The organism is Ferrimonas balearica DSM 9799, from assembly GCF_000148645.1.
Lineage (GTDB): Bacteria > Pseudomonadota > Gammaproteobacteria > Enterobacterales > Shewanellaceae > Ferrimonas > Ferrimonas balearica.
The window spans coordinates 2954965-2980425 of sequence record NC_014541.1; the positions used below are offsets into that span (position 1 = coordinate 2954965).

At 61.5% G+C, this 25461-nt stretch carries 24 protein-coding genes; 8 read left to right on the top strand and 16 right to left on the bottom strand.

Annotated features, from left to right (window positions below; genetic code table 11):
- Positions 1-165 precede the first annotated feature (165 nt).
- Genes FBAL_RS13590 through FBAL_RS13610 form a run of 5 tightly spaced genes read left to right on the top strand, consistent with a single transcriptional unit; the run spans position 166 to position 5452 of the window.
- Complete coding sequence (locus FBAL_RS13590) at positions 166-2739, top strand: efflux RND transporter permease subunit (RefSeq protein ID WP_013346152.1); 2574 nt, start codon at positions 166-168, stop codon at positions 2737-2739.
- Complete coding sequence (locus tag FBAL_RS13595; RefSeq protein WP_013346153.1) at positions 2732-3544, top strand: outer membrane lipoprotein-sorting protein; 813 nt, start codon at positions 2732-2734, stop codon at positions 3542-3544. The genes FBAL_RS13590 and FBAL_RS13595 overlap by 8 nt, the downstream gene beginning before the upstream one ends.
- Before the next feature lie 13 nt (positions 3545-3557).
- A complete protein-coding gene (locus FBAL_RS13600) occupies positions 3558-4829 on the top strand; it encodes a hypothetical protein (protein WP_013346154.1) in 1272 nt (423 codons plus the stop codon).
- Between the two features lie 17 nt (positions 4830-4846).
- Positions 4847-5089 carry a YgaP family membrane protein gene (locus FBAL_RS13605; protein ID WP_013346155.1) on the top strand — a complete coding sequence of 81 codons (243 nt, stop codon included), beginning with the start codon at positions 4847-4849 and terminating at the stop codon, positions 5087-5089.
- Positions 5090-5101: 12 nt separating this feature from the next.
- A complete protein-coding gene (locus FBAL_RS13610) occupies positions 5102-5452 on the top strand; it encodes a rhodanese-like domain-containing protein (protein WP_013346156.1) in 351 nt (116 codons plus the stop codon).
- A gap of 47 nt (positions 5453-5499) precedes the next feature.
- On the opposite strand, the gene rssA is transcribed toward FBAL_RS13610, so the two are convergent.
- Positions 5500-6459 (bottom strand): patatin-like phospholipase RssA, encoded by a 960-nt coding sequence (rssA, locus tag FBAL_RS13615; RefSeq protein WP_013346157.1) that lies wholly within the window; start codon positions 6457-6459, stop codon positions 5500-5502.
- Positions 6460-6748: 289 nt separating this feature from the next.
- Here rssA and FBAL_RS13620 point away from each other — a divergent pair, with 289 nt between their 5' ends.
- Positions 6749-8305 (top strand): SulP family inorganic anion transporter, encoded by a 1557-nt coding sequence (locus tag FBAL_RS13620; RefSeq protein ID WP_013346158.1) that lies wholly within the window; start codon positions 6749-6751, stop codon positions 8303-8305.
- A 75-nt stretch (positions 8306-8380) separates the two neighbouring features.
- Here FBAL_RS13620 and FBAL_RS13625 read toward each other — a convergent pair whose 3' ends face one another.
- On the bottom strand, positions 8381-8815 hold the full coding sequence (locus FBAL_RS13625; protein WP_013346159.1) for a hypothetical protein: 435 nt from the start codon (positions 8813-8815) through the stop codon (positions 8381-8383).
- A gap of 166 nt (positions 8816-8981) precedes the next feature.
- The gene (locus tag FBAL_RS13630; RefSeq protein ID WP_013346160.1) at positions 8982-9950 is read right to left on the bottom strand and encodes a GlxA family transcriptional regulator; all 969 of its coding nucleotides are present in this window, start codon (positions 9948-9950) and stop codon (positions 8982-8984) included.
- A gap of 133 nt (positions 9951-10083) precedes the next feature.
- On the opposite strand from FBAL_RS13630, the gene FBAL_RS13635 reads away from it, so the two are divergent.
- Together FBAL_RS13635 and FBAL_RS13640 are read left to right on the top strand one after the other, a co-directional pair.
- Positions 10084-10875, top strand: a complete 792-nt coding sequence (locus FBAL_RS13635; RefSeq protein WP_013346161.1) for an MBL fold metallo-hydrolase — start codon at positions 10084-10086, stop codon at positions 10873-10875.
- A 70-nt stretch (positions 10876-10945) separates the two neighbouring features.
- A complete protein-coding gene (locus FBAL_RS13640) occupies positions 10946-12781 on the top strand; it encodes an SLC13 family permease (RefSeq protein WP_041251772.1) in 1836 nt (611 codons plus the stop codon).
- 69 nt (positions 12782-12850) lie between these two features.
- Here the strand turns inward: FBAL_RS13640 and flgL are convergent, their stop codons facing one another.
- The 13 genes from flgL to FBAL_RS13705 form a co-directional block, all read right to left on the bottom strand.
- The gene (gene flgL, locus FBAL_RS13645; protein WP_013346163.1) at positions 12851-14065 is read right to left on the bottom strand and encodes a flagellar hook-associated protein FlgL; all 1215 of its coding nucleotides are present in this window, start codon (positions 14063-14065) and stop codon (positions 12851-12853) included.
- A gap of 9 nt (positions 14066-14074) precedes the next feature.
- Positions 14075-15985, bottom strand: coding sequence for a flagellar hook-associated protein FlgK (gene flgK, locus FBAL_RS13650; RefSeq protein ID WP_013346164.1), 1911 nt, complete (start codon positions 15983-15985; stop codon positions 14075-14077).
- A gap of 9 nt (positions 15986-15994) precedes the next feature.
- Entirely contained in the window at positions 15995-16984 is a 990-nt protein-coding gene (gene flgJ / locus FBAL_RS13655) for a flagellar assembly peptidoglycan hydrolase FlgJ (protein ID WP_013346165.1), read from the bottom strand.
- Positions 16984-18015 carry a flagellar basal body P-ring protein FlgI gene (locus tag FBAL_RS13660; protein WP_049779660.1) on the bottom strand — a complete coding sequence of 344 codons (1032 nt, stop codon included), beginning with the start codon at positions 18013-18015 and terminating at the stop codon, positions 16984-16986. Before FBAL_RS13660 ends, flgJ begins: the two co-directional genes overlap by 1 nt.
- 67 nt (positions 18016-18082) lie before the next feature.
- Positions 18083-18754, bottom strand: coding sequence for a flagellar basal body L-ring protein FlgH (flgH, locus tag FBAL_RS13665; RefSeq protein WP_371877123.1), 672 nt, complete (start codon positions 18752-18754; stop codon positions 18083-18085).
- A gap of 28 nt (positions 18755-18782) precedes the next feature.
- Complete coding sequence (gene flgG / locus FBAL_RS13670; protein ID WP_013346168.1) at positions 18783-19571, bottom strand: flagellar basal-body rod protein FlgG; 789 nt, start codon at positions 19569-19571, stop codon at positions 18783-18785.
- 18 nt (positions 19572-19589) lie between these two features.
- Positions 19590-20327 carry a flagellar basal-body rod protein FlgF gene (gene flgF / locus FBAL_RS13675; RefSeq protein WP_013346169.1) on the bottom strand — a complete coding sequence of 246 codons (738 nt, stop codon included), beginning with the start codon at positions 20325-20327 and terminating at the stop codon, positions 19590-19592.
- Positions 20328-20515: 188 nt separating this feature from the next.
- On the bottom strand, positions 20516-21922 hold the full coding sequence (gene flgE / locus FBAL_RS13680) for a flagellar hook protein FlgE (RefSeq protein WP_013346170.1): 1407 nt from the start codon (positions 21920-21922) through the stop codon (positions 20516-20518).
- Between the two features lie 13 nt (positions 21923-21935).
- Positions 21936-22589, bottom strand: a complete 654-nt coding sequence (flgD, locus tag FBAL_RS13685; RefSeq protein WP_083771283.1) for a flagellar hook assembly protein FlgD — start codon at positions 22587-22589, stop codon at positions 21936-21938.
- 49 nt (positions 22590-22638) lie between these two features.
- Entirely contained in the window at positions 22639-23058 is a 420-nt protein-coding gene (gene flgC, locus FBAL_RS13690) for a flagellar basal body rod protein FlgC (RefSeq protein ID WP_013346172.1), read from the bottom strand.
- 2 nt (positions 23059-23060) lie between these two features.
- The gene (gene flgB, locus FBAL_RS13695) at positions 23061-23456 is read right to left on the bottom strand and encodes a flagellar basal body rod protein FlgB (RefSeq protein WP_013346173.1); all 396 of its coding nucleotides are present in this window, start codon (positions 23454-23456) and stop codon (positions 23061-23063) included.
- An 82-nt stretch (positions 23457-23538) separates the two neighbouring features.
- Positions 23539-24372, bottom strand: coding sequence for a CheR family methyltransferase (locus FBAL_RS13700; RefSeq protein ID WP_013346174.1), 834 nt, complete (start codon positions 24370-24372; stop codon positions 23539-23541).
- Positions 24369-25301, bottom strand: coding sequence for a chemotaxis protein CheV (locus tag FBAL_RS13705; RefSeq protein WP_013346175.1), 933 nt, complete (start codon positions 25299-25301; stop codon positions 24369-24371). Before FBAL_RS13705 ends, FBAL_RS13700 begins: the two co-directional genes overlap by 4 nt.
- Positions 25302-25461: the final 160 nt, after the last annotated feature.

The window sequence follows — 25461 nt, forward strand, 5'->3', positions numbered from 1 at the left end:
GTCGCACTCCCCGCTATTCTCCTTGCCTGCACTGGTAATCCGGTTTACCACTGATATTGGGCGATGCCGATCCCCCAACAGTAAATTAGATTTTTCTAATTCTTGTAAATTAGAATTACCTAAAGTAGGATCTCACACACTGTTTACTTTACCGTCGGAGCGCACATGAAAGCCGGGCTGATCCGCTTTGCCACAGAACGCCCCCGCACCGTCTACGCCCTTATCTGGGCGCTGGTGCTGGCCACTGCTGCCCTTATTCCCCAGATTCAGATCGACACCGATCCGGAAAACATGCTGCCGGAAGACGCGCCAGCACGGGTGTTCCATAACCAGGTCAAAGCGGACTTTGCGCTGTATGACAGCATCGTGGTGGGCGCAGTGGCCGAAGATGGCATCTTCAACCCCCAGTCCCTGGCCACCATGCACCAGCTCACCGACGCGATTCTGAAATTGGACCCGGTGGTCAAAGCCGACCTGATGGCGCTCTCCACCTCCGACAACATCACCCAGGAAAGCCCCGGCACCATCCGCTTTGAATATCTGATGAAGCAGGCGCCGCAAACTCAGGCGGCCTCGGACGCCATTGCCGACGCGGTGGCGCGCCTGCCGCTACTTAATAACACCCTGGTCTCCGGTGACGGTAAAGCCGCAGCCATCTACGTGCCGCTTTATAACAAAGACGACAGCTACCAGGTGGCGGAACAGATCCGCAGCCTCATCGCCGACCTGAACCCCAGCGACACCTACTACCTCACCGGCCTGCCGGTGGCGGAGAACCAGTTTGGCCACGAGATGTTTGTGCAGATGGCGATCTCTGCGCCGCTGGCTGGCGCCATGATCTTCGCCCTGATGTGGTTCTTCTTCCGCAGCATCCCGCTGGTGGTGGCTCCGATGCTGGTGGCGATGGCCACGGTGATTGCCACCATGGGCACCCTGATCGGCATGGGCTACACCGTGCACATCATGTCGTCGATGATCGCCATCTTCCTGATGCCCATTGCGGTGGTGGACTCGGTTCACATCATGAGTGACTTTACCGACCGCTACCGGGCCGGTGACGACGCCAAAGCGGTGATCCGCGAAGTAATGGGGGACCTGTTTAACCCCATGCTGTTTACCTCCGTGACCTCGGCCGTGGGTTTCTACTCCCTGATGCTGACGCCCATCCCGCCGGTGCAGATCTTCGGTGCCTTTGTTGGCAGCGGCATCCTGCTGGCCTTTATTGTCAGCGTGCTGCTGGTGCCCGCCTACGTGGTACGGATGAAGCCCGCCACCCTGGTGGCGATGCAGGCTCGCCTGCACGGTCAGAATGAGCAGGGTGGCCTGCTGGCCCGTCTGCTGCCGCGTCTGGGTCGCTTCAGTGTACGCCAGTCCAAGCCCATCGTGGCGCTGGCGCTGGTGGTGCTGGTGTTCTCCGCCTTTGGCATCAGCAAGATCCAGATCAACGACAACCCGGTACGCTGGTTTAAGTCGGACCATGAGATCCGCATCGCCGATAACGCGCTGAACCATCACTTTGCCGGTACCTATGACGCCTACCTGGTGCTCACCGACACCCGTCCCCTGCTCAGCGCCGCCCAACTGGCAGAACTGCAACCGCTGTTGGCCCAGGCTTTGCCCAATGATGGCGAGGCCGCCACCCTGCTGGAACAAGCCAATGGCGAGGCGCTGGCCAGCTTGATCAGCCGCCTTGATGACGCCGCCTTTGCCAGCGACAGCGACGCTCAGCTGGACGCCATCGACGCGCTGCTGCCCAAGCTGGAAACCCTCTCGGAACAGAGCCGCCGTTTCCTTGACCCGGCCCTGCTGGCCTGGATGGCCAACCTGCAGGATGATCTCAACCAGAGCGGTCTGGTGGGCAAATCCAACGCCCTGCCGGACATCGTCAAAACCGTGAACCGCGAACTGCACTCCGGTAAGGACAGTGACTTTGTGCTGCCCGACAGTGCCGCAGGCGTGGCGCAAACCCTGCTGCAGTTCCAGTCCTCACACCGGCCTCAGGACCTGTGGCACTTTGTCAGCCGCGACTACCGCCAGGGCCTGATCTGGCTGCAGCTCACCTCCGGTGACAACCAGCATATGAATGCGGTGATCGACCACGTCGACCAGTACCTCACTGCCCATCCGCTGCCCCAGGGGCTGGAGGCTGACTGGGCCGGTAAAGCCTACATCAACGTGATCTGGCAGGACGCCATGGTCAACGGCATGCTGGAGAGCCTGCTCAGCGCCTTCGTGGTGATCTTTGTGATGATGAGCCTGCTGTTCCGCTCGCCGCTGTACGGCCTGATCGCCATGCTGCCGCTGTCCCTGACCATCGCCTTTATCTATGGCCTGGTGGGTTGGCTGGGCAAAGACTACGACATGCCGATTGCGGTGCTCTCAGCCCTGGCGCTGGGCCTGTCGGTGGACTTCGCCATCCACTTCCTTGAGCGCACCCGCTCCATCCACCGTCAAACCGGACAGTGGCGCCAGACCCTCAGCCTGATGTTTGAGGAGCCGGCCCGCGCCATCAGCCGCAACGCCATCGTGATCGCCCTGGGCTTCACCCCGCTGTTGCTGGCCCCGCTGGTGCCCTACATCACCGTTGGCGTATTGATGGCCTCCATCATGGCCGTCTCCGCCAGCGTGACCCTGTTGCTGCTGCCCGCTGCGCTGGCCCTGCTGGCGCGCTGGACCCTGCCGCAGGACGCCCCCCATCACAACGATGCCCAAACCGAAACCGGAGGTTCCCATGCGTAACCGTCGCCTGACGTCCCTGGCCACCGGCCTGCTTGGCGGCCTGGCCCTGCTCAGCCTCACGATCCTGCCCGCCCGTGCAGAGACCCTGAGCGCCGACCAGATCATCGATAAAGCCAACCTGGCCGCGTTCTATGCCGGGGAGGATGGCCGCAGCCAGGCCCGGATGCGCATCCAGGATGCCGGTGGCAGTGAACAGATCCGCCAGTTCACCATCCTGCGCCGCACCAAAGAGGCCGCGGGAGACCAGCAGATGCTGGTGTTCTTCTCCCGCCCCTCCGATGTGCGCGGCACCGTGTTCCGGGTGGAGAAGAAGGTACAGAGCGACGATGACCGGTGGCTCTACCTGCCGGGTCTGGACCTGCTGCGCCGCATCAGTGCCGGTGACAAACGCACCTCGTTTGTGGGCAGTCACTTCTTCTACGAAGACGTCTCTGGCCGCAATCCCCGTGAGGACAACTTCACTCTGGTGGAGGAAACCGCAGACCAGTACGTGATCGACGCCACGCCGAAAAACCCGTCCAGCGTTGAGTTCGCCGGTTACCGGGTGTGGATCGACAAATCCACCTGGCTGCCGATGAAAACCGAATATCAGGACGGCCAGGGTGAGGTGTACCGCCGCATCAGCGTCGCCAAGGTGGACCCCATCCAGGGCCACCCCACCGTGACCCGCTCGATTGTGGAAGACCTGCGCAGCGGCGGCCGCACCCTGATGGAGTTCCGCGGCGTCGAGTACGACATCGGCCTGCCGGAATCGATCTTCAGCGAGCGCAGCATGCGCACGCCCCCCACCCAGTACCTGCGCTGAGCCGGAGGACACGATGAGTCGTATCGCACTGCCGCTGCTGGCCCTGAGCCTGTTACCCGGTGCCTGGGCCAGTGAAGACCCCTGGGAAGATGACTGGGGCGACGACTGGGGGGAGGAGACCGTCTCCCCCTGGCTGCCCGTCTCCGGCTTTGTCGAGGGCGCCGCCGGCTACCGCCTGCAATCCGATGGTGCGGGCCTGCCCCGGCAAACCCTTGGCGAAGCCCGGGCTCGGGTGGAAACCGGCTATCGCAGTGAAACGCTGACCGGTGACCTGCGCGCCGACCTGCGCTACGACGACGTGGTGGAGGGGTGGCAGCTCGATATCCGCGAGTTGACGGTAGGTTTTGGCCTGGGCGACCACATCGACATGAAGATTGGCCGCCAGGTGCTGACCTGGGGCACCGGTGACTTCCTGTTCCTGAACGACCTCTACCCCAAAGACTGGCAGGCGTTCTTTACCGGTCAGGACGACGAGTTTCTCAAAGCGCCGGTGAATGCGGTGAAGGCCAGCTACTTCGGTAAATACGCCAACCTCGACCTGGCCTGGATGCCCCGCTTTGAGAGCGACAACTACCTCAACGGCGAGCGTCTCAGCTTCTACGACCCCAGAGCCGGTGCCCCGGTCGCACCGGGCTTCGATGTGGACGAGCCCAGCGACGACGCCCTCGCCGCCCGCCTGTTTGGCCAACGCGGCCGGATGGAATGGGCGCTGTATGGCTACTGGGGCTACACCGGTTCGCCGGAAGCGATCGATGCCCAGGGCCAGCCGCAGTTTTCCCGGCTGAATGCCTATGGGGCCAGTGTCATGCTGCCGCTGGGTCCGGGCCTGTTCAACCTCGAAGGGGTGGTACAGGACATTCAGCCACAGCAGGGCGGCAGCCCCGGTCAACCCGCCGACAAGCTGATGCTGCTGGCTGGTTACCAGATGGAGCTGATCACCAACCTGACCCTCGGGCTGCAGTATCAACTGGAACACCTGCGGGATTACAGCGACTGGCTCGCCAGCCAGCCGTTACCTGAGTACGCGATGGACCAGAACCGCCACCTCACCACGGTGCGGCTGGACTACCGGGCGATGCAGGAGAAGCTGACGCTCTCCCTGTTCAGCTTCTACAGCCCCAGTGACCAGGATTTCTACCTGCGGCCCCAGGCCAACTACCGGTTGGATGACCACTGGAGCTTTGCCGCAGGCTTCAACCTGTTGGGCGGTCAGGAGGATCACACCTTCTTTGCCCGCCTGAGTGACAACAGCAACGGCTGGGTGCGAGTGCGCTACAGCTACTGAGCAATAAGGAGGCTCCCATGTCCCAATCCTCATTCTGCAGCGCGCCGCGCACCACCGAACGCGCCCTGTTCGCCTTCGCCGGCATCATGGTGCTGATTTCCGTCGCCTTGACCGTTTGGGTACATCCCGGTTTTGTGTGGCTCACCGTATTTATCGGCGCTAATCTGTTTCAAAATGCCTTCACCGGCTTTTGCCCCGCCACCATGGTGATGCGAAAGCTGGGCATGAAGTCGGAACGGGAGTCCGTTTCCCCCAGATAAAGGAAGAGAACAATGAGAAAGTGGTTGGTCAGCCTGGTGCTGGCTATGGGTGTGCAGGGCGGCGTTATCGCCTCCGAGCGGGCAGAAACCGCCTGGCACTGGGTTGAAGAGGGTGCCCTGCTGGTGGACGTCCGTACCCCTGGCGAGTTTGCCGCAGGCCACCTGCCCGGTGCCATCAACATCCCGCTGGACCAGTTACCCGGCCGCCTGGACGAGCTCGGTGACAGCAAAAGCCAGCCTATCGTGGTGTATTGCCGCAGCGGCAACCGCTCCGGCCAGGCCCTGAACTGGCTGAGCCGCCAGGGCTATCAGCAGGTGCAGAATGGCGGCGGTCTGGAAGAGATGCGCAGCAGCCAGCACTGAACCCGCACCACAAACAACAACACCGCCCAAGGGCGGTGTTGTTGTTTTCAGTGGCCGTTGCGGGCCTTATTCATGCGGTCAATTTCCGCCTCAATCTGGTTCTGCACCTTCATCACCGAGGCTTCACCGGCAGCAATCGCCTCCTCGGCGCGCTGGAACTCCATGGTGCCGATGGCGCCAACGTGAGGCAGCACCATCACCTCCGGCGGGTCCCCCATCAGCCGCGCCCGCTTGTGGCGCTGCTCCAGGATCTCCATCGATTGGTGCATCACCGCCAGCATATTGGGGTGATGCTGGTTCTGATTGGGCGCGGTCACGCTGTCCACCACCCGGTTCAACAGCTCCCGGCCGGACACCAGCAGGTCCATAAAGCCATTGCTGGCCTTCTGTCGCTCGACCTGGGCTTCGCTCACCGGCGTGGCCATGTTTACCACTTCCGCCACGTGCTGACGGCCATCACCATGCAGGTCAACGGCGATCACCAGATCCGCACCAAGGGTACGACAGGGGGAGACCGGCACCGGGTTCACCACCGCGCCATCCACCAGCCAGCGGTCACCCATCTGTTTTGGGGACATCAGGCCGGGAATGGAACAGGAGGCCCGCACCACGTCCGACAGCTTACCTTCATCCAGCCACACCTCCTGTCCGGTGTAGAGGTCGGTCGCCACCGCCAGAAAGGGGCGCTTCACCGCACTGATGTCGGACAGGTCAATCGCCTTGCTGGCCGCCTCAAAGACTTTCTCGCCCTCGATCAGGCCGCCGCGACGCCAGGAGACGTCCATCAGTCCCATCACATCCCAGGTAGAGAAGCCACGCACCCACTCCTCCAGCTCATCCAGGCGGTCCGCCGCGTAGGCGGCACCGACGAAAGCCCCGATGGAACAGCCCGCCACCACGTCGGGGTAAACCCCCATCTTGGACAAACCGCGCAGCACACCGATGTGGGCCCAGCCTTTGGCCGCCCCACTGCCCAGCGCTACCCCAATTTTGAGCGAATGACTCATCTACAGACTCCCTGAATAAACAGCTCTTTCTATCGTAGCGCCGAGCGGCCACCCCACTCCAGCATCGGTTTCAGTTTTCCGCTGTGCGGTCGCCTCTTTATTCAGGAATGGCCGACCTGGGCCACTCTAACTTTCTTCACGACCCAACACATTTTGGTTCCTTACCACGCGGGCAGCTTTGCCCGCGTTTTTTTCGTCATCGCTGTGCCATCCTTTTTTGACATCCACTGCCTCGCCTGTTAATTTTCGCGCCTTTTGACAACCTTTTCGCTACAGGGATCCCCTCCTGATGTTTGAACTTCGCAGTAATCCCCAAGCCAGTGTGAAAGCCGACCTGCTGTCCGGCTTAACCGTTGCCCTGGCTCTGGTCCCCGAAGCGGTCGCCTTTGCTTTTGTTGCCGGTGTTGAGCCCATGGTGGGCCTTTACGCTGCCTTTATGGTGGGCCTGATCACCGCGTTGATCGGTGGTCGTCCCGGCATGATCTCCGGCGCCACCGGCGCCCTCGCCGTGGTTATGGTGGCCCTGGTGGCCCAGCACGGCGTGCAGTATCTCTTTGCCACCGTGGTCCTGATGGGGATTCTGCAGATCCTGGCGGGGGCCCTGAAACTGGGTAAGTTTATCCGCCTGGTGCCGCATCCGGTGATGCTGGGCTTTGTAAACGGCCTGGCCATCGTGATCTTCCTGGCTCAGCTGGGTCAGTTTAAAGAGGCCGACGCCTCCGGCCAGATGGTATGGATGCAGGGTGAAGCGCTGTTCACCATGCTGGGCCTGGTGGCCCTGACCATGGCCATCATCCACTTCCTGCCCAAGCTGACCCGCGCCATCCCCTCCTCGCTGGCCGCCATCCTGGTGGTAACCGGACTGGTGCACGGCCTGGGCCTGGACACCGCCTCCGTGATCGACTTTGTGCGCAGCATGACCGGTGACGCCGAAGCCACCCTCAAAGGCACCCTGCCCAGCTTCGCCATCCCGATGGTGCCGCTGAACTGGGAAACCCTGACCATCATCTTCCCCTACGCGCTGGTGCTGGCCGCCATCGGTCTGATTGAGTCGCTGCTGACCCTGACCCTGGTGGATGAGCTGACCCAGACCCGTGGCCAGGGCAACCGCGAGTGTGTCGGCCAGGGCGTGGCCAACGTGGCCACCGGCTTCTTCGGCGGCATGGGCGGCTGCGCCATGATTGGCCAGAGCATGATCAACATTAATTCTGGTGGTCGTTCACGCCTGTCTGGTGCCTCTGCGGCGCTGTTCCTGCTGGGCTTTATCCTGTTCGGTGCCCACCTGATCGAGATGATTCCGGTGGCGGCGCTGGTGGGCGTAATGTTTATGGTGGTTCTGGGCACCTTTGAGTGGTCCAGCTTCCGCATCATGCGCAAAGTGCCCAAGGCCGATGCCCTGGTGATTGTACTGGTGTCCGGCGTTACCGTGATCACCGACCTGGCCGTCGCGGTACTGGTGGGTGTGATTGTCTCCGCCCTGCGCTTTGCCTGGGACCACGCCACCCACATGACCGCCCAGACCGAAACCGACGACAACGGCTGGAAGATCTACAAGCCTCAGGGCCCGCTGTTCTTCGCCTCCGTCACCAGCTTCCTGGACATGTTCGACGCCAAGAACGACCCGCAGGACGTGGTGGTGGACTTCGGCGACTCCCGCGTGGCCGACCACTCCGCACTGGAAGCGATCGACACCCTGGCAGAGCGCTACCTGCGTGAAGGCAAAACCCTGCACCTGCGCCACCTCAGCCCGGAATGCCGCAAGTTGCTGCACAAGGCCGGTGACCTGGTGGAGGTGAACGTACTGGAAGACCCCACCTACAAAGTGGCCACCGACGAGCTGGGTTAACCCGGACTCGCCGCCAGCAAAAACGGGACCCCAGGGTCCCGTTTTTTGTTTCTCAGAATCTGCGCAGCACCGATTTCAGTGCGGCGGCTTCCCCGTGTAATCGTAGCGAATGTGGAAGTCGCCGCTTCCCCGGTTAGTGGGGTCGATGATTCGTACCTGTTGCAGGTCATCGAAGCGCAGTACCAGCAGCTCATCCGATTGCCACTGAACCACCAGGCCCAGGTTACTTGGGCGACCTTCAAAGCCAAACACACGTCTTGACTCGGTGCCCCTCTCCACGTCTTTGATGATGACGGAACCGAAAAAATTGGTGGTAGCCCCGCCGCAATCCCCGATGGAAACTTCCGCCACGAACTTGCCGTTCGGGGAGCGCACCTCATCAACCACCTCGTGGGAACACAAAGAAGCACAGCCCTTGGCGATAAGGGCAAACACCAGCCCCAAACCCAGCAGCCACCAAAAGGCGTACCCACCGAGGCGGAACAACAAAGCCCTGATTTTTGTTACCACACAACATCCTTATTGCGTTATTGGTCGGGAGTGCGGACGCCATTGGGATCGCAACGTCACGCCCGCACCGGTTCCTGCATGCTAGAGGGCCGCGCCATTGCGATCAAACCCTGCCGTCGCGTGCCGTCTGTGGCGAACGGGCCGTGGGCCACAGGCCCACGCTACGTTATTCCCCCTTCTGCCTCTGCCCAAAGCTCTGTCGCCATGCTCTGGGTGACAGCTCAAACGCGGCTTTAAAGTGTTTTCGGAACACGCTTTCGCTGCCAAATCCGGCCTGCTCCGCCACCTGGCTGATGGCCAGGTCACTGTGCTCCAGCAGGTGCTGACTGTGGGCCAGGCGCCGGGCGGTGAGCCAGGCGATAAAGCTCATGCCGGTGTATGCCTGGAACTGACGGGTGAAGGTTCGGCGGCTCATGGCGCAACGCTCGGCGACACTGGCGACGGTATGCGGGGCGGCCAGTTCCATCTGAATCGCTTCCATCACTCGCCCCAGCGTGCCCTCTCCGGCCCGAGGGCGCGGTACCGGCGCCGGAATATACTGCTTCTGCCCACCGTGACGGTAAGGCGGCGCCACCAGCACCCGCGCCACCTCGGACGCCCTGTCGCTGCCCAGCAGGCGCCGTAACAGATGCAGGCAACAATCCATCGCGGCGGCCATCCCCGCCGAGGTCACCACCTGTCCATGGTCGAGATACAGTGGATCCGGGTCCACCCTGACCGAGGGATACGCCTCGGCAAAAGCGTCGGCGAACGCCCAATGGGTGGTGGCACTGAGGCCATCCAGTAACCCGCTTTGCGCCAATACCCCGGCCCCCAGGCACAACCCCACCACAATGGCGCCACGCTGGTGCGCTGTGATAAGTGCCTCCAGCAGAGCTTTGGGGGCCGGGCTGGTGGCATCGGCCCAGCCCGGCACAATCACCACATCCGCCCGTTCCACGGCATGCAGGTCGGCGTCTACTGAGAGAGAGAATCCCGACAAGGCGTTCAGTTCGCGGCCGTGCAGGCTGCACACCTCCAACTCAAACGGGCATTCCCGATACTGGAACGCGTCATGAAACACCGCACAGGGGATGGAGAGATACAGCGGACTGATCCCCTCATAAGCGATCACCACAATGCGTGGTTTGGTCATCTCACTCTCCCCATGTCGTGGCAGTAGCCTAAGCATCAATTTGGCCTATTTTGAGCGAAAGATGCACTTTGAGCCACTTTTGCATCAGACGCTCCCGGGCCACACTGTAGCGGTACCCACTAAGGAGCCCGTCATGAAACTGCATCACCTGCGCAGCGCCACCTTTATCATCGAGTCCGGCGAGCACCACATTCTGGTGGATCCCATGTTGGGCGCTGCGGGCTCCATTCCCCCTTTCTCAGTGGCGCGCTTTAAAGCCCAGCGCAACCCCACCGTCAACCTGCCGGATAACGCCAGCGCGCTGCTGGCCAAGGTTAACCACTGCCTGATCACCCACAGCCAGACGTTTGGCATCAAGTGGCTGCAACACCTCGACCACCTCGACAGTGCCGGTCAGCAACGGTTGGTGGAGGGCAACATCGCCGTCACCGCTCCGGACAAAGACAGCGCTTACCTGGGCAAACTGGGCCTCAATGTCACCCAGGCACTGGCCCCTTGGACCCCCACGCCGTTTCTGGGCGGCACCATCACTGCGGTGCCCTGCCAGCACGGGCACGGCTGGATCCATTCGGTGATGGCCAATGGCTACGGTTTCTTTATCGAACTGCCCGGTGAACCCAGCCTCTACATCAGTGGCGACACCGTACTGACCCAGCACGTCCGTCGCGCCCTGACCGAACTCAAACCCGACATCGCCATTCTGGCCGCGGGCCAGGCGCAGATGGATGTGGGTAAGCCGTTGCTGATGGCAGGGGAGGAGTTGCTGGAGTTTGTTCGTCTCGCTCCCGGCACCGTAGTTGCCAACCATATGGAGGCGCTGAACCACTGCCCCGTCGACCGAGCCACCTTCGCCGCCATGACTGAACAGGCGGGGCTGAGCAGTCGGGTTCGCATACCTGCCGACGGGGAAACGCTGGCGTTTTAGTTCAGGTCGATCACTCCGGTAGTCCGGGTGCCATACTGAATCCATTGTGGAATTCACCATCATGGACGCTATGTCCGAGCACCTTCTGGTCATTACCGTCGTCATCGCCATCATCCTGATGTTTCTGTTCGGCAGCCTGCGACACGATGTCGTCGCCCTGATCGGATTGTTGAGCTGTGTGCTGTTGGGATTGGTGCCCGAAACACAGGTGTTCAACGGCTTCTCCCACCCGGCGGTGATCACCGTGGCCGGCGTGCTGATCATCAGCAGCGGATTGCAATCCAGTGGTGTGCTGAACCTGTTGGCGAATCGGCTTTTGCCCAAAGAGGCCGGACTGATCGCCTCGTTGAGCATTCTTTGCCTGATTGGTGCCTTTATCTCGGCGTTTATGAATAACGTCGGCGCGATGGCGTTATTGATGCCTTTGGCGATCTCGGTGGCTAACAAGTCCGAGGTTCCGCCGGGCAAGCTGCTGATGCCGCTCTCTTTTTGCACCATTCTTGGCGGGATGATTACGCTGATCGGTACGCCGCCAAACCTGATCGTTTCCGGGTTCCGCGAAGAGGTGAATCAAGCGCCCTTCCAGCTGTTTGACTTTGCCCCGGTTGGCGGCGCCGTCGCCCTGGCTGGCATCCTCTTTGTTGTTCTTATCGGGTGGCGGCTTGTCCCCCATCGTCCGGCCAAACTGGGGCAGGATTTCGAAAGTGGCAGCTACCTGACGGAGGTTATCGTCAGTGATGAAAGCCCCGCTATTGGGCAATCTCTGACTCAGCTGGAGAAGCTGCTGGAACAAGAGGGAATTGACGGCCAGTTGGTGGCATTGCATCGAGGCAACCTGAGGCTCCGCCCCGCCCTGCCCTGGCGCCAGGTCGCCCGGGGCGACACCGTGTTGCTTGAGGTGGAGCCTCAGAATCTCAGCAATGCCTTGTCACTGCTTGGGATGACGCTTCCCCCTGCCGAAGCGGAAGCCGATGCAGACGGTGGCGCCAGCACCAAAGGTAAGAACAAAGAGTCAGACAGCGAAGAGGCGGGTGAGAGCCACAAGGAGATCACCTTTCAGGAATACGTCGTCATGCCGAATTCGCCCCTACTGGGGCGTTCGGCTCTGGACATCGGGCTGAGCACCCGATTCGGCTTGACCCTGATGGCCATCTCCAGACAGGGGCAACACAGCATCCATCGCCTGAAAAGCACTCCGCTCAGAACCGGAGACCTCTTATTACTGCAAGGTGACAAAAGGGCGCAGAGCACGTTCGCCAGTGGCTACGGATGCCTGCCCCTGGCCCAACGGGACCTGGCGCTATACGACACCAGCAAAGCCTTACTGGCGATCCTCATTCTGGTGGGGGTATTACTGCTCAGTGGGATCGGCGTTATGTCCTCAGCCAGTGCGTTTGTTCTTGGCGTCGTGCTGTTCTTACTCACCGGCATCATCCCGACGGGGCAGGTTTATGACACCGTTGACTGGCCGGTCATCGTACTGCTTGGCGCCATGATGCCGGTCGCCGAAGCGATGTCGAGTACCGGTACCGCCAGTTGGATCGCGCAAGCGGGCCTGGGCCTGTTCAACACCCAGCAACCGGAAGTGATTCTGGTGTTGGTTATCGTGCTGACCATGACCCTGTCGGACTTTATGAATAACGCCGCCACCGCGGCCCTGATGTGTCCCATTGCCAACAGTCTGGCGGCGCAGCTGGGCGTGAATACCGACACCTTCCTGATGGCGGTCGCCGTGGGGGCCTCCTGCTCCTTCCTTACCCCCATCGGGCATCAAAACAACACCCTGATCCTGGGGCCCGGAGGCTTCCGCTTTGGTGACTACTGGCGGCTGGGACTGCCGATGGAGCTGCTGGTGGTGGCGGTTGCTCTGCCGATGTTACTGCTGATTTGGCCGCTGACCCCCTGACCCTGCCCGGCACCGGAAACCAAAACGCCCGGCTCAGGCCGGGCGTTTTGGTTGTGCGTGTCTGCGACATCAGATGTAGTTAAACAGGCTCAGGCCACTGACCTTACCAAAGGTCTGGGACACCGCGGTCATCGCCATCGACTGCTTCTCAAAGTCGGAGATCGCCTTGGCGTAATCCAGGTCTTCGATGGTGGACTGGGCCGAGGCCGCCACCAGTTCAAGGTTCTCATGCTGAGCCTGATAGGTGTCCAGCGACTTCAGGTAGTTACCGGTTTCCGCCCGAATCACCGACGCATGGGTCATGGTTTCCCCCATGTCCGCCAGCGCCTGAGCGTACTGAGCCTGGGCCACATTACCCACCAGTCCCGCCGGGGTTTCCAGCATGTCGATCACGTCTTTCAGGGTGCTGAATATGTCCACTTCCGACTGGCCTGACAGCGTCACCGCATCGCCAATCTCCGGGTGACCGGACAGCTGCACCTCCATGCCGTTAAAGCTCAGGGGCACGGTGGCGTCGAAGGGCTGGGAGGGCAACAGGGTATTGGGCGGCGTCGCGTCATCCACCACCTGCACATTGACGTTGCCAGCCCCATCATCAACAAACTGGATGCTGAAGTCCCCGGCGGTATGGGCACCGGGGTTCACCACCTCGGTATTCTCCACAAACCACTCGCCGGTCATGGTGGCGTTGGCGTAATCGGCCCGGTAATCACCGCTGGCGTTGGGAACCGACATAAAGATGCGATCCCCGGCTTCGTTCACCGGAATGCTGATGCCATCCGCCACAATCGCTTCGCGCCGACCGCTGTCGCCCTGATAACTGACCACGCCATTGGGGTCTTCGATAAAGGGCTTGGTGCCGGTCTGGTAGCCACCGAACAGGAAGTTACCGGACTCGTCCTGATTGTTCGCCAGTGCCAGAATGGCGTCCCGGGTCTCCCGCAGGTCCTGGGCCAGTGCGCCCTTGTTCTCATCGGACAGCGCACCGTCGTTACCCTGAACAATCAGGTCGCGGCTGTTCATGATGAGGTTTTCATACTCACCCAACCGCCCCTCCTGCTGGGACAGGCGGTTGTTGGCCAGATTGATGTTGGCCTTGTACTGGTTAATCTGCTGGCTCTGCTGCTTCAGGTTCTCCAGTACGATGGACGCCACCGGGTCATCCGCCGCAGTGTGGATCTTCTTACCGGATGACAGGTGCTGAAGCGTGCCGTTGGTGTCCGACTGCAAGCGCAACAGATTGGTGGTGTTCAGGTTGTAGAACTGGTTAGTGGCGATGCGCATACGCTCTCCTTATCGAACCGCCGCAAACAGCGTGTCGAAGGTTTCCTTGGCCACGGTCATGATCCGCGCCGACGCCTGGTAAGCCTGCTGGAACCGCATCAGGTTGGCCGCTTCCTCATCCAGGTTGACCCCGGATTCCGCCGCCACGCGCTCGGTGGCCTGCATCTTGACGGTTTCCGCTGAATCCAGCGCCACCTCGGCGGCACGGGTCTGGCCACCAACGCTGGTGGTGATCCCCTCGTACACGTCGGTCATGGTGGCGTTACCGCCGCCCATGATCTTGGCGGTCGCCAGCCCGGCCATGTTCACCGCATTGCGGTTGTCGCCGGGGCCAAAGCTGATGTCGAGGCTGAACTGGTCGCCGGTGGCGGTATCCGGGTTCAGCGCCAGGGAGAACCCCAGCGCGTCGATCTGGTTGCCGGTGAAGGCGCCGGTGGCCAGCGCATTGCCCTGGCTGTCGCTGATGCTGTAGGTCGGTGACGGCGTGGTGCTGTAGTCCACGTCGATGGTCATCACCTCGCCGTTGCCGGGCAGGTTGGGGTTGGTCCGGTCGACCGCCAGCAGGGTGGCTTCACCATTGCCGGTAACGGTTTCCAGGCCATAGCCCGCCGCCGCCAGGCCACGGGGATTGTCCATCACCACCTCGATGCTGGCCGCCGCGCCTGCCGAGGGCGTCAGCGTCCACTTGTCACCGGCCGCAGGCGTACCGGCGCCAACGCGCAGGGAGAAGCCATCGGGGCTAATCAGGCGGGTGGCGTCATTGGGGTCCGCGCTGAGGGTCGTGGTGGTGCCGTACTGGTCGGTGATCTGGTAGTCGGTGCCGTCAAAGCTCAGATCGTACCGGCCGCCGGTCAGGGCGCTGGTGTCGTCAATCTCCACCCCGAGGGCCTGAGTGCCGGTGTTACCGGCGTACACCGCCACACGCCCAATGGTCATATTGGGACTGTTGATGTCGCTGAACAGGTTCTGGCCGACGTTGCCGTCCAGGTCAAAGCCCGCTGCCTGAGATTGGTTGAAGGCATCGGCCACGCCCAGAGCCATCACACCCAGCTTCTGAATGGCACCGGCCAAATCCTGGTTGCGGTAATCCATCAGGGCCTGCATCTCGCCCCCGACCGCACTGGTGCCCAGCACCACGGTCTGGTCGCCGCTGGTGCCGGTCAGGCGGGTTTCATGGGTGATGGGGTCACCGGAGGTCAATCCCAGCTGCATCGGGGTTTCCCCCGCCACCAGCATGATGGAGCCGCCCGCCATCACACTCTTCACCCCCATGTCCTGGGGGATGACGTTGACCTGCACGTACTCGGCCAGTTCGTTGATCAGGCGGTCCTGCTGGTCCAGCAGTTGCAGATCCTGGCCATTGACCTTCTGCAGCTGCAGGTTGATGTCCGCCAGTTCTGCGGTGATGGCGTTCACCCGGTCGACCACCCCATCCAGCTGCTGATTGACCTGGCGCACCTGGCCTTCCAGCTCCTGCCCCAGCGAGTTGAACGCGGCGGTCAGCTGGCCCGCGGAGGTCAGCAGGTTCTCGCGCACCCCGAGGTCGGAGGGCATGTCCACCAGGTTGTTGACGTTCTCAAACAGGGTGTTGAGGGAGTTGGGTACCGCTTTGCCCACGATGGAGAACAGCTGGTCCAGCTCCGACATCTTGCCGAAGCGGGTTTCCGCCTGGCTGTGCTGGCTGATGGAGAGCGACAGTTCACGCTGGGCGTAATCGTTGTAGATGCGCTTTACGTCGGACACATAGGTGCCGGTCCCCAGAAAATGGCCGGCAATGTGGGTGGATTCCGAGGTGCGCTGCTCCGCCACCTGACGGTTGTAGCCCTCGGTACCAACGTTGGCGATGTTGTTACTGGTCACCCCCATCTGCTTCTGGGCGGCAAGTACTCCAGAGCGGGCAATGCTCATCAAATCGGCCATGGGACGTCCTTACTCTGACAACCTGAAGGGGGTGTACTGTTTCATTAAGCCGTTAAACAACTGCATGATCTTATCGGCGTATTGCGGGTCGGTGGCGTAACCGGCCTGGTGCAGGGCGCGGATGTAGCCCTCGCTGTCGGACGCTTCCAGCGCATCGCGATAACGCGGCTGGCGCACAAACTCCACGTAGTCATCAAAGCTGGCCTTGAGGTCGTCGTAGACCCGGAAGCTGGAGCGGCGCATCACCGGCAGCTCGGATTCGAACTCAAGCGCATTGACGGAGGTTTTCTCCCCCTGCCAACGGTTATCGGCCTTGATGTTGAAAAGATTATGGCTACTTTGCCCTTCACCACTGCCCAGCACCTTACGACCCCAGCCGGTTTCCAGAGCAGACTGGGCAATCAGCATCATCGGCTCAACGCCCAGTGCGTCTGCCGCTTCCTGAGCATGAGGCAGCAGGCTGCGGACAAAGTGCTCCGGGCCTTCGAAGTTCACCGGCTGGCTATTGGCCGCCGCAGCCATCGGCGGATGAGCCGGCTGCGAAGCGGCGTCGGGCTTAGCCGCCACCGGCGTATCGGCTTCCTCGGGATTGGCCGCAGCGGTAGTAACCAGCGGCGGATTGGCAGGCAGACTCAGTCCCGCCAGCCCCTGGCCATGATTCAGCGCCGACGCCGGAGTCAGGGCATCATCGCCGCCCAGCTGGGCCACGATGAGGTCCGCCAGCCCCAGGCTGCCCTGCGCGGACAACGACTGGGCCAGCTGGCTGTCGTGCATCTGCCGGTAAAACTGGGTGGTGTTGGAATGGAACGGGCTTTCGCTGTCTTCGAACGCGGCGTTGGCATCACGCATGCTCTTAAGCAGCATGTTCATAAAGATGCCCTCAAACTGCAGCGCCACCTCCCGCAGGCTGGCGTCCGGGTCCTGCTGGGCCTGCTGACGGAGCTGGTCCAGCCCCGCCAGGTCCATGTAGTGCTGGCCCGTTTGCTTGAGGGTATCCATCAGATGATCACCAGCTCGCCACGCAGGGCGCCCGCCTGAGACAGCGCTTCAAGAATCGCCATCAGATCTGAGGGGGCCGCGCCCACTTCGTTCACCGCCCGCACCAGTTCATCCAGGGTGGTGCCGGTGTCGAACTTGAACATGCGGCTGTCGTCCTGGGTCACGCCAATCTGGGATTCCGGCGTCACTACGGTGTTGCCACCGCCAAAGGCGTTGGGCTGAGACACATTGATGTTTTCGCTGATGGTCACCGTCAGTCCGCCGTGCGTAATGGCGGTGGGCATCAGCCGCACATCCTTGCCCACCACGATGGTGCCGGTGCGGCTGTTGACGATCACCTTGGCGGATTCGTCCGCCGGCTGCACCTGCAGGTTCTCCAGAGTGGCAAGGTAGGAGACGCGCTGGGACGGGTCACGCGGGGCCGACACCTGCACGGAGGTGGCGTCCAGGGCGCGGGCGACGCCGGGGCCCAGCAGGCCGTTTACCGCTTCCACCACCCGCTTGGCGGTAGAGAAATCGGGACGGTGCAGGTTGAACGTCAGGAAGTCGCCGTTGGCAAAGGGGGTCGGCACGCTGCGTTCAACGGTGGCGCCACCGGGGATGCGGCCCACGGTCGGGGTGTTCTGCAACACCTTGGAGCCATCGAGCCCCTCGGCGGAGAAACCGGACACCACCAGGCTGCCCTGAGCCAGGGCGTAGACCTTACCGTCTGCCCCTTTAAGGAAGGTTTGCAGCAGGGTGCCGCCGCGCAGGCTTTTGGCGCTGCCCACGGAGGAGACGGTGATGTCGATGCTCTGGCCCGGCTTGATAAAGGGCGGCAACTCGGCGTGCACCGCCACCGCTGCCACGTTCTTCAGCTTGGGGCGGGCGTTGGCCGGCAGGTTGATGCCGAAGTTGGAAAGCATGGTGGTAAAGCTCTGCTCGGTGTAGCGGCTCTGCTCACCGGTGCCCGGCAAGCCCACCACCAGGCCGTAGCCCACCAGTTGGTTAGAACGCACACCCTGAACGTCGGAGATGTCCTTCAGGCGCATCGCCTGGGCCGACAGGGGCAGCAGCAACAGCAACAGGGAAATGAAAGCTCTCACGATATCTCCCTCCTCAGAACGGCCAGAGCGGGCCGGAGAAGAACTTGGAGAGCCAGCCGGACTTCTGGGAATCGGCAAACGTGCCGGTGCCGGAGTACTGGATGCGGGCATTGGCCACGCGGGTGCTCTCGATGGTGTTATTGGGGCTGATGTCGCGGGGGCGAACGATGCCGGTGATGCGGATAAATTCGTCACCGTCATTGATGGTGATCCACTTCTCGCCGCGGATCACCAGGTTGCCGTTGGCCAGCACCTGCAACACGTTCACGGAGATGGAGCCCGCCAGACTGTTGGATTGGTCCGCATCGGATTCGCGGCTCATGTCGAACTTCTCTTTGTAGGAGAGATCGATGGTCTGGCCGTTAACGGTGATCGGGCCGCCGCCGGCGCTGATCGGGTCCAGCTGCATCTTGTTGTCTTTGGTGATCTCGTTGGAGGCCGACTTCTTCGCTTTGGTCTGCTCACTCAGCATCACGGTGATGACGTCGCCGACTTTCAGCGCCTTGATGTCGGAGTACAGCTCGTTGGCGTAGCCGTCGTTAAAGATGGACCCGGTGGTCACCACCTGGCTGGGCGGCAGATCCGGGTAGACCGGCGCGTAGTACGGGTCATCCGGGATGGGCGAGTTGGGGTGGACACAGCCGGCCAGGGCCAGCAGGGCCGCCAGCCCCAGCACAGTGCGAATCACGGTATGGGCCATCTTACGCTTCCCCTTACAGCTGCTGGTTCAGGTTGGCCAGCATCTGGTCCACGGTGGAGATCACCTTGGAGTTCATCTCGTAGATGCGCTGACTTTCAATCATGTTCACCAGCTCTTCGGTGACGTTCACGTTGGAGGTTTCCAGCGCGCCCTGACGCAGGGTGCCCAGACCATCCAGACCGGGAACCCCCTGAATCGGCGCGCCACTGGCGCCGGTTTCCAGGAACATGTTCTGGCCAATCGGCTCCAGGCCGGTGGGGTTCACAAAGTTGGCGATCTCAATCTGACCAATCACCTGGTTCTCGGCCGCACCGGGCACCCGCACGGACACTTCGCCTTCACCGGAGACAGTGATGCTCTGGGCATCTTCCGGCACCTGAATGCCCGGGTTCAGCAGGAAACCGGCCCCCGGCGTCACCAGCTGGCCTTCGTCATCGAGGGCAAACTGGCCATTACGGGAGTAGGCGATGGTGCCGTCCGGCAGCTGGATTTCGAAGAAGCCGGGGCCTTCGATCATCAGGTCGAGGCTGTTGTCGGTGGTGAGCATATTGCCCTGGCTGAAGATGCGCTGGGTGGCCGCCACCTTGGTGCCGGCGCCCAGCGTCAGGCCTGCGGGCAGCTCGGTGTTCTGGGAGCTGATGCCGCCCGCCTGGTTGATGGTCTGGTACAGCAGGTCTTCAAAGATCGCCCGGCTTTTCTTGTAGCCGACGGTACTGGCGTTGGCCAGGTTGTTGGAGATGGTGGCGATGTCGGTTTGCTGGGCGTCGAGCCCGGTCTTACTGATCCATAATGCCGGTTGCATGGGGGTTCTCCTTCAGGCTCAGCGCATCAATTGCGCGTGAGCGCGATCATTCTCTTCCGCGGTTTTCATCAGCTTGAGCTGCATATCAAACTGACGCTGGGCTTCAATCATGCCCACCAGTTCGTTCACCGGATTCACGTTGCTGCCCTCCACGGCGCCGGTCACCAGCGTGACCTCAACCGCATTGGCATAGGGTTGACCATCCAGGCGACGGAACAGGCCGTCCTCGCCCTTAGTCAGGCTGTTCAGTGGTGGATTGACCAGGCGCAGCTGGCCCACCTCCTCCATGGCGTTGGCCGGCGCGCCTTGGGGACGCACGGTGATCATCCCATCCTGGGCGATCTCCACCTTTTCAATCGGCAGCGGCAGGAAGATGGGGCCGGCCAGACCCATGATCGGCTGGCCTTCGCTGTTCATCAGCATGCCCGCTTCGTCAAAACGCAGGCTGCCGGCGCGGGTCAGCGCCTCGTTGCCGCCGTCATCCTGCACCACGAACCAACCCTGGTCCTTGATCGCCACATCGAGGGTGCGACCGGTGGTTTTGATGGCGCCGGGGTCAAAGTTGGTGGCGGGACGCTCGGTCATGGCGAACACCCGGGTCGGCAGTCCTTCACCGAACGCCTGCATGGCGCGGGCCTGGCTCATGTCCGCCTTAAAACCGTCGCTCTTGGCATTGGCGAGGTTGTTGGCGTGACTGGCCAGTTGATGCAGATTCTGCTTGGCGCCGCTGGCGGCGATGTAGAGGTAGTTGTCCACCGTCGTTCCCTGGGTCAAATTCCTGAAACTCTGGGCTTTACTTAGCAACTATCGTGCCAGTGAATTTTGACGCGTATGGACACGCGCAGAGGCCCAAGGGGCGGGGATCAGCGGGAAGCGGAAAGATTCAGGAGGGGAAACGACTTGCCGCCCCCGAATGGAGGCGGCAAGTGGGAGGCAAACGCCGCTTAGCGGATCTGCAGGATGTTCTGGGACAGCTGGTTGGACACGTCCAGAGCACGGGAGTTGGCCTGGAAGTTGCGCTGGGCGCTGATCAGGTCCACCAGCTCGGTGGTCAGGTCAACGTTGGACTGCTCCAGTGCGGCGGAGCGGATGCTGCCGAACGCGCCCACGTTGGGTTCACCCACCAGCGGCTCACCACTGTCGTTGCTCTGCTTCCAGGAGGTGTTGCCGATCTGGGTCAGGCCCTGCTCGTTGGAGAAGCGCGCCAGTGCCACCTTGCCCAGTGCCTGCTGGGTGCCATTGGAGTACGTGGCGTTGATCAGGCCCTCAGCCGTCACTTCCACGTTGGTCAGTCGGCCCACGGTGGCACCGTCCTGGCTCAGTTCGGTCACTTCAAACGGAGCGGCATACTGAGTCGGGTTGTTGAACTTCAGGGTCAGACGCTGACTGCCGTCCGCACCCGGGCCGATCACGCCGGCGCCGTCACCGGGGGTGGTGGAGCTCGGATCATCCAGGCCCAGGGCCTGAGTCTGGATCAAAGCCGGATCGGAACCGATGTAGCCGCCGACGTCATCGAAGCTCATCACAAAGCCGGTCTGGCCGCTGGCGCCCACCGCGTTGTTGGTGACGTCCGCGACGCCATCACCGTTGGTGTCCTGGCCCCACTGGCCGGAATCCTTGGCGCCGCCCGCCACATCCCAGATGTCTACCGGCTGGTTGTCGACGGTGGTGAAGCACACCCACTGGTTATTGTTGTTCAGTGAACCGCCGGTGGGCTTCACAAAGTAGGTGGTCTGAATATGGGGCTCACCCAGTGAGTCGTAGATGGTCACTGACGTGGCGGTGTTGTAGGTGGTCGGGTCGGTCGGGTCGAAGTTGGCCGGGTTCATCTCAACATCGTTGGCCGGCAGGTTCATCGACATGTTGATGTCGCTGGTGGCCGCTGGCTGACCAGCGGTCTGCGGGATCTGCACCGGCTTGGTGGTGGACAGGGACACCGACTGAACGGAGCCGTCGGCATTCACCGGCAGTGCCATCAGGTAGTTGCCCTGGCTGTCGACCATAAAGTTGCTGTCGTTCAGCTTAAACGCACCGGCACGGGTGTAGGAGAAATCCTGGCCGCCAAGCTCAGAGTTGGTGACGAAGAAACCGTTGCCGTTGATGGCCAGGTCCAGCGCGTTGTTGGTAAAGGAGAGCGCGCCCTGATGGAACTGCTGGGCAATCTGGGCGGTGGCCACACCGGCACCGACGTTGGTTTTGCTGTTGGTGAACAACGAGTTGTTGTACACGTCAGCAAACTCAGCGCGGGACTCCTTAAAGCCAATGGTGTTCACGTTGGCGATGTTGTTGGAGGTGGTGTTCAAATCCTTCTGGGCGGCGTTCAGACCGCTGAGGGAGATATTGAATGACATAACTTAGCTTCCTTTATCCTTCCGCAACGGCCAAAACGTCACCCAGGCTGATCCCGCCCAGGCCACGAAGATTCAATACGGTGTCATAGTCCGCGCCACCTAAGGTGACGCTGTTCACGTGTGCATAAGTGGAGACCGGCAGCTCTTCGTTCGCGCCATCGGCCAGGCCCTGGGCAAAGAAGCTGTAGTTGCCGGGCGGCAACGGGTTGCCCTCGGCATCGGTGCCGTCCCAGCTGAAATCGACGTTGCCGCCCGCGGTGGCATCCACCGGGATGGTGCGCACCACCTGTCCAGTGCTGTCTTCGACCCGAACCATCAGGTTCTGGGTGCCGGTGGGCGCACTGACCACACCGGTCACCGGTGTGCCGGCATCACCGAGGTGGCCGACATTGGACGGGATCAGCACCTTCTGGCCCACCAGGCCGGACGCCTGCAGCGCCTGGTTGGAGGTCATTACACTGTTGAGGGTCTGAATCTCGTCGTTGAGGTTGTTGATGCCGTCCACGGTGGCAAACGAGGACATCTGGGAGATCATCTGATCGTTGTCCACCGGCTTCATCGGGTCCTGCATCGACAGCTGTTGCGACAGCAGCGAGAAGAAATCTTCCTGGGTCAGCGCCTGGTTGGCATTGGACTCCGGCACTGCCGACTCCTGCTGCCAGCGCATGCCGTCGAGGTAGTTGTTGTTAATGGTACTCACGGACAATTACTCCCGGTTAGCCTTTGCCGAGGCGCAGGGTTTGCTGAGCCATATCTTTAGCGGCACTGGCCACCTGTACGTTGGCCTGGTAGCTGCGTGACGCGGAGATCATGTTGGCCATCTCCTCCACCACGTTGACGTTGGGCTTGTAGATGTAGCCCTCCTGGTCTGCCAACGGATGGTTGGGGCTGAACTGGCGCACCAGCGGCTTATCGCTTTCCACGATGCCCGCCACCTGCACCGGCACACTCTGGTTCTGGTAACCGGACGCCTGCTGCAATGCCGCCTCAAAGATGGGCTGGCGAGCGCGATAGGTTTCCCCGGCGCTGGAGCTGACGCTGTTGGCGTTAGCGATGTTGGAGGCGGTGGTGTTGAGGCGCACGGACTGCGCGCTCATGCCGGACCCGGCGGTATCAAAGATCTTGAACAGGCTCATGCTCAGTCTCCTCGGATCGCTTTCTTCAGGCCGCTGAACTTGCCGTCCAGGAAGCCCAGGCTCATCTGATGTTCCAGGGTGTTCTGCATAAACAGATTGCGCTCGGTTTGCAGATCCACGGTGTTGCCGTCACCGGTGTCCGGGTGCAGCGGCACGCGGAACTTCAGGCCCGGCTGGGGATCGATGCTGGCGTCAAAGTGCTTTTCATGGCTGCGCGCCAGGGCAAAGGATTGCCGGCTCTTCGCCCCCGCCAGGGCCTGCTCGAAGTCGAGGTCCTGCGCTTTGTAGTTGGGGGTATCAGCGTTGGCGATGTTGCTGGACAGCACCTCGGCACGCTCCGCCCGCACCCCGAGGGTGTGCTGGTGAATGCCTAACGCCTTATCGAAAGAGATGGCCATAGTTTGCCTCCTGGAACCGTATGGCCAATAAAAAGCAAAAGGCGTGCCATACGACACGCCTTTGCTTGCAACCGGTGACCGCTTATCGCTTGCGATAGAGGATACCCGCGGGGTAGCGGCACATATCGAAATCTTCGCTGAGGTTGGCGATGGACTCCGACGCCCCCAGGAACAGGTAGCCGCCGGGGTTCAAAGCGGCAGCGAATTGCCGCAGGATTTTCTGCTTACTCTCGGGGGAGAAGTAGATCAGTACATTGCGGCAGAAGATGACGTCAAAGCGCCCCAGCAACAGGTAGCTGTCGAGCAGGTTTTGCTGACGGAACATCACGCTCTGGCGGACTTCAGGCTTCACTTTCATGCGGCCACTGCCGAGGCATTCGAAAAACTGCTGTTTGCGGGTGTCACTCAGGCCGCGGGCCATCGCCAGGGCGTCATACTCGCCACGCTGAGCCTGTTCCAGCACCTTGGTGGAGAGATCCGTCGCGAGGATCTCACCGCCCTGAACCAGCCGGCCCGGGTTCTTGCGACGATACTCCAGCAGACTCATGGCCAGCGAGTAGGGTTCCTGCCCGGTGGAGCAGGCCGCCGACCAGATGCGCAACCGACGGTTGGGCTGAGCCAGCTCCGGCAACACCTCGCCTTGCAGCAGGTCGAAGGGATAACCATCGCGGAACCAGAAGGTTTCGTTGGTGGTCATCGCTTCAATCACCTGGGTTTTCAGGGCCGAGCTTTCCGGTCGCATCGCTTCCCGGATCAGGTCCGTCATGGTGGCATGATGGGCCGCCATCAGCGGGCCCAACCGGCTGCGCACCAGGTACTGCTTGTTGTCGCCCAGGACGATGCCGCACTGCCGCTGCAGAAAGTCAGCGAAGGCCTGATAGTCTTGGATTGCCAGAGACATCGTTGGCAATGTCATTCCCCTTGCGTTTTAACGAGGTAGCTGTTGACGGTTCGGGCCAGCTCGTCCGGATTGAATTTGGCGATAAACTCGTTGGCCCCCACCTTCTGCACCATCGCCTGGTTAAACACCCCGGACAGGGAGGTGTGCAGAATGACGCTCAGTGATTTGAGCTTGGGGTTGGCACGAATTTCAGCGGTCAGGGTGTAGCCATCCATCTCCGGCATCTCGATGTCGGACACCACAAGAGTCAGTTTCTCAGAGATGTCCTGGCAGTCTGCGGCCAGCTCTTTGAGCTTATTGAGCGCTTCCAGGCCGTCCTTCACCACAATGATGTCCAGACCCATCGGCTCCAACGCGCGCTGAATCTGCTTGCGCGCCACCGCAGAATCGTCCGCCACCAGAATGGTCTGGCGGGTGGCCGCCGCTGGCGCCAGTTCCGCCACCAGTTCATCGCTGACTTCGGCACGGGCCGGGGAGATCTCATCGAGGATCTTCTCCACATCGAGGATCTCAACCAGCTGCTCTTCCAGCTCGGTCACCGCGGTCAGGTAGTTACTGCGGCCACTGCCCTTCGGCGGCGGCAACACCCCTTCCCAATTGAGGTTGACGATGCGCTCAACCGCGCTGACCAGGAAGCCCTGCACCGAGCGGTTGTACTCAGTGATGATGATGAACGCGGTGTCGAGGTTTTGGGTGATCGGGCCACCAATGGCGGCGGAGAGGTCGATGACGGAGATGGTTTGCCCACGGATATGAGCCACCCCGCGAATCAACCCGCTCTGATGGGGTAACGCGGTGAGACGGGGGCACTGCAGCACCTCACGCACCTTAAACACGTTAATGCCGTAGCGCTGGCGACCTTGGAGGCGGAACAGCAGCAACTCAAGGCGGTTTTGACCCACCAGCTGAGTGCGCTGGTTTACCGAATCCAGAATACTGGCCATAAGGGAACGTCCTTATCAAAACTGTACGAAAATCGGGGCTTTGCCGCCGTTACTGGGTTATATCGGCCGATTGTCGTTATAATGCAGCGGCGTTGTATCAATTTCCGGAACCCGGTTCAACTGATGGTGCCGGAAACGGGATGAAACGCTTCCCTCAATG

What these genes read in the sequence shown, in the direction of transcription:
- flgK (WP_013346164.1), bottom strand. Translation starts at nt 15,985, where the DNA reads ATGGCCGATTTGATGAGCATTGCCCGCTCTGGAGTACTTGCCGCCCAG.
- flgJ (WP_013346165.1), bottom strand. Translation starts at nt 16,984, where the DNA reads ATGGATACCCTCAAGCAAACGGGCCAGCACTACATGGACCTGGCGGGG.
- flgC (WP_013346172.1), bottom strand. Translation starts at nt 23,058, where the DNA reads ATGAGCCTGTTCAAGATCTTTGATACCGCCGGGTCCGGCATGAGCGCG.
- flgD (WP_083771283.1), bottom strand. Translation starts at nt 22,589, where the DNA reads ATGCGCTGGCAGCAGGAGTCGGCAGTGCCGGAGTCCAATGCCAACCAG.
- flgE (WP_013346170.1), bottom strand. Translation starts at nt 21,922, where the DNA reads ATGTCATTCAATATCTCCCTCAGCGGTCTGAACGCCGCCCAGAAGGAT.
- FBAL_RS13705 (WP_013346175.1), bottom strand. Translation starts at nt 25,301, where the DNA reads ATGGCCAGTATTCTGGATTCGGTAAACCAGCGCACTCAGCTGGTGGGT.
- rssA (WP_013346157.1), bottom strand. Translation starts at nt 6,459, where the DNA reads ATGAGTCATTCGCTCAAAATTGGGGTAGCGCTGGGCAGTGGGGCGGCC.
- FBAL_RS13640 (WP_041251772.1), top strand. Translation starts at nt 10,946, where the DNA reads ATGTCCGAGCACCTTCTGGTCATTACCGTCGTCATCGCCATCATCCTG.
- FBAL_RS13600 (WP_013346154.1), top strand. Translation starts at nt 3,558, where the DNA reads ATGAGTCGTATCGCACTGCCGCTGCTGGCCCTGAGCCTGTTACCCGGT.
- FBAL_RS13700 (WP_013346174.1), bottom strand. Translation starts at nt 24,372, where the DNA reads ATGACATTGCCAACGATGTCTCTGGCAATCCAAGACTATCAGGCCTTC.
- FBAL_RS13590 (WP_013346152.1), top strand. Translation starts at nt 166, where the DNA reads ATGAAAGCCGGGCTGATCCGCTTTGCCACAGAACGCCCCCGCACCGTC.
- FBAL_RS13605 (WP_013346155.1), top strand. Translation starts at nt 4,847, where the DNA reads ATGTCCCAATCCTCATTCTGCAGCGCGCCGCGCACCACCGAACGCGCC.
- FBAL_RS13610 (WP_013346156.1), top strand. Translation starts at nt 5,102, where the DNA reads ATGAGAAAGTGGTTGGTCAGCCTGGTGCTGGCTATGGGTGTGCAGGGC.
- FBAL_RS13620 (WP_013346158.1), top strand. Translation starts at nt 6,749, where the DNA reads ATGTTTGAACTTCGCAGTAATCCCCAAGCCAGTGTGAAAGCCGACCTG.
- flgG (WP_013346168.1), bottom strand. Translation starts at nt 19,571, where the DNA reads ATGCAACCGGCATTATGGATCAGTAAGACCGGGCTCGACGCCCAGCAA.
- FBAL_RS13630 (WP_013346160.1), bottom strand. Translation starts at nt 9,950, where the DNA reads ATGACCAAACCACGCATTGTGGTGATCGCTTATGAGGGGATCAGTCCG.
- FBAL_RS13660 (WP_049779660.1), bottom strand. Translation starts at nt 18,015, where the DNA reads ATGCGCCTGAAGGACATCTCCGACGTTCAGGGTGTGCGTTCTAACCAA.
- FBAL_RS13635 (WP_013346161.1), top strand. Translation starts at nt 10,084, where the DNA reads ATGAAACTGCATCACCTGCGCAGCGCCACCTTTATCATCGAGTCCGGC.
- flgL (WP_013346163.1), bottom strand. Translation starts at nt 14,065, where the DNA reads ATGCGCATCGCCACTAACCAGTTCTACAACCTGAACACCACCAATCTG.
- FBAL_RS13595 (WP_013346153.1), top strand. Translation starts at nt 2,732, where the DNA reads ATGCGTAACCGTCGCCTGACGTCCCTGGCCACCGGCCTGCTTGGCGGC.
- flgB (WP_013346173.1), bottom strand. Translation starts at nt 23,456, where the DNA reads ATGGCCATCTCTTTCGATAAGGCGTTAGGCATTCACCAGCACACCCTC.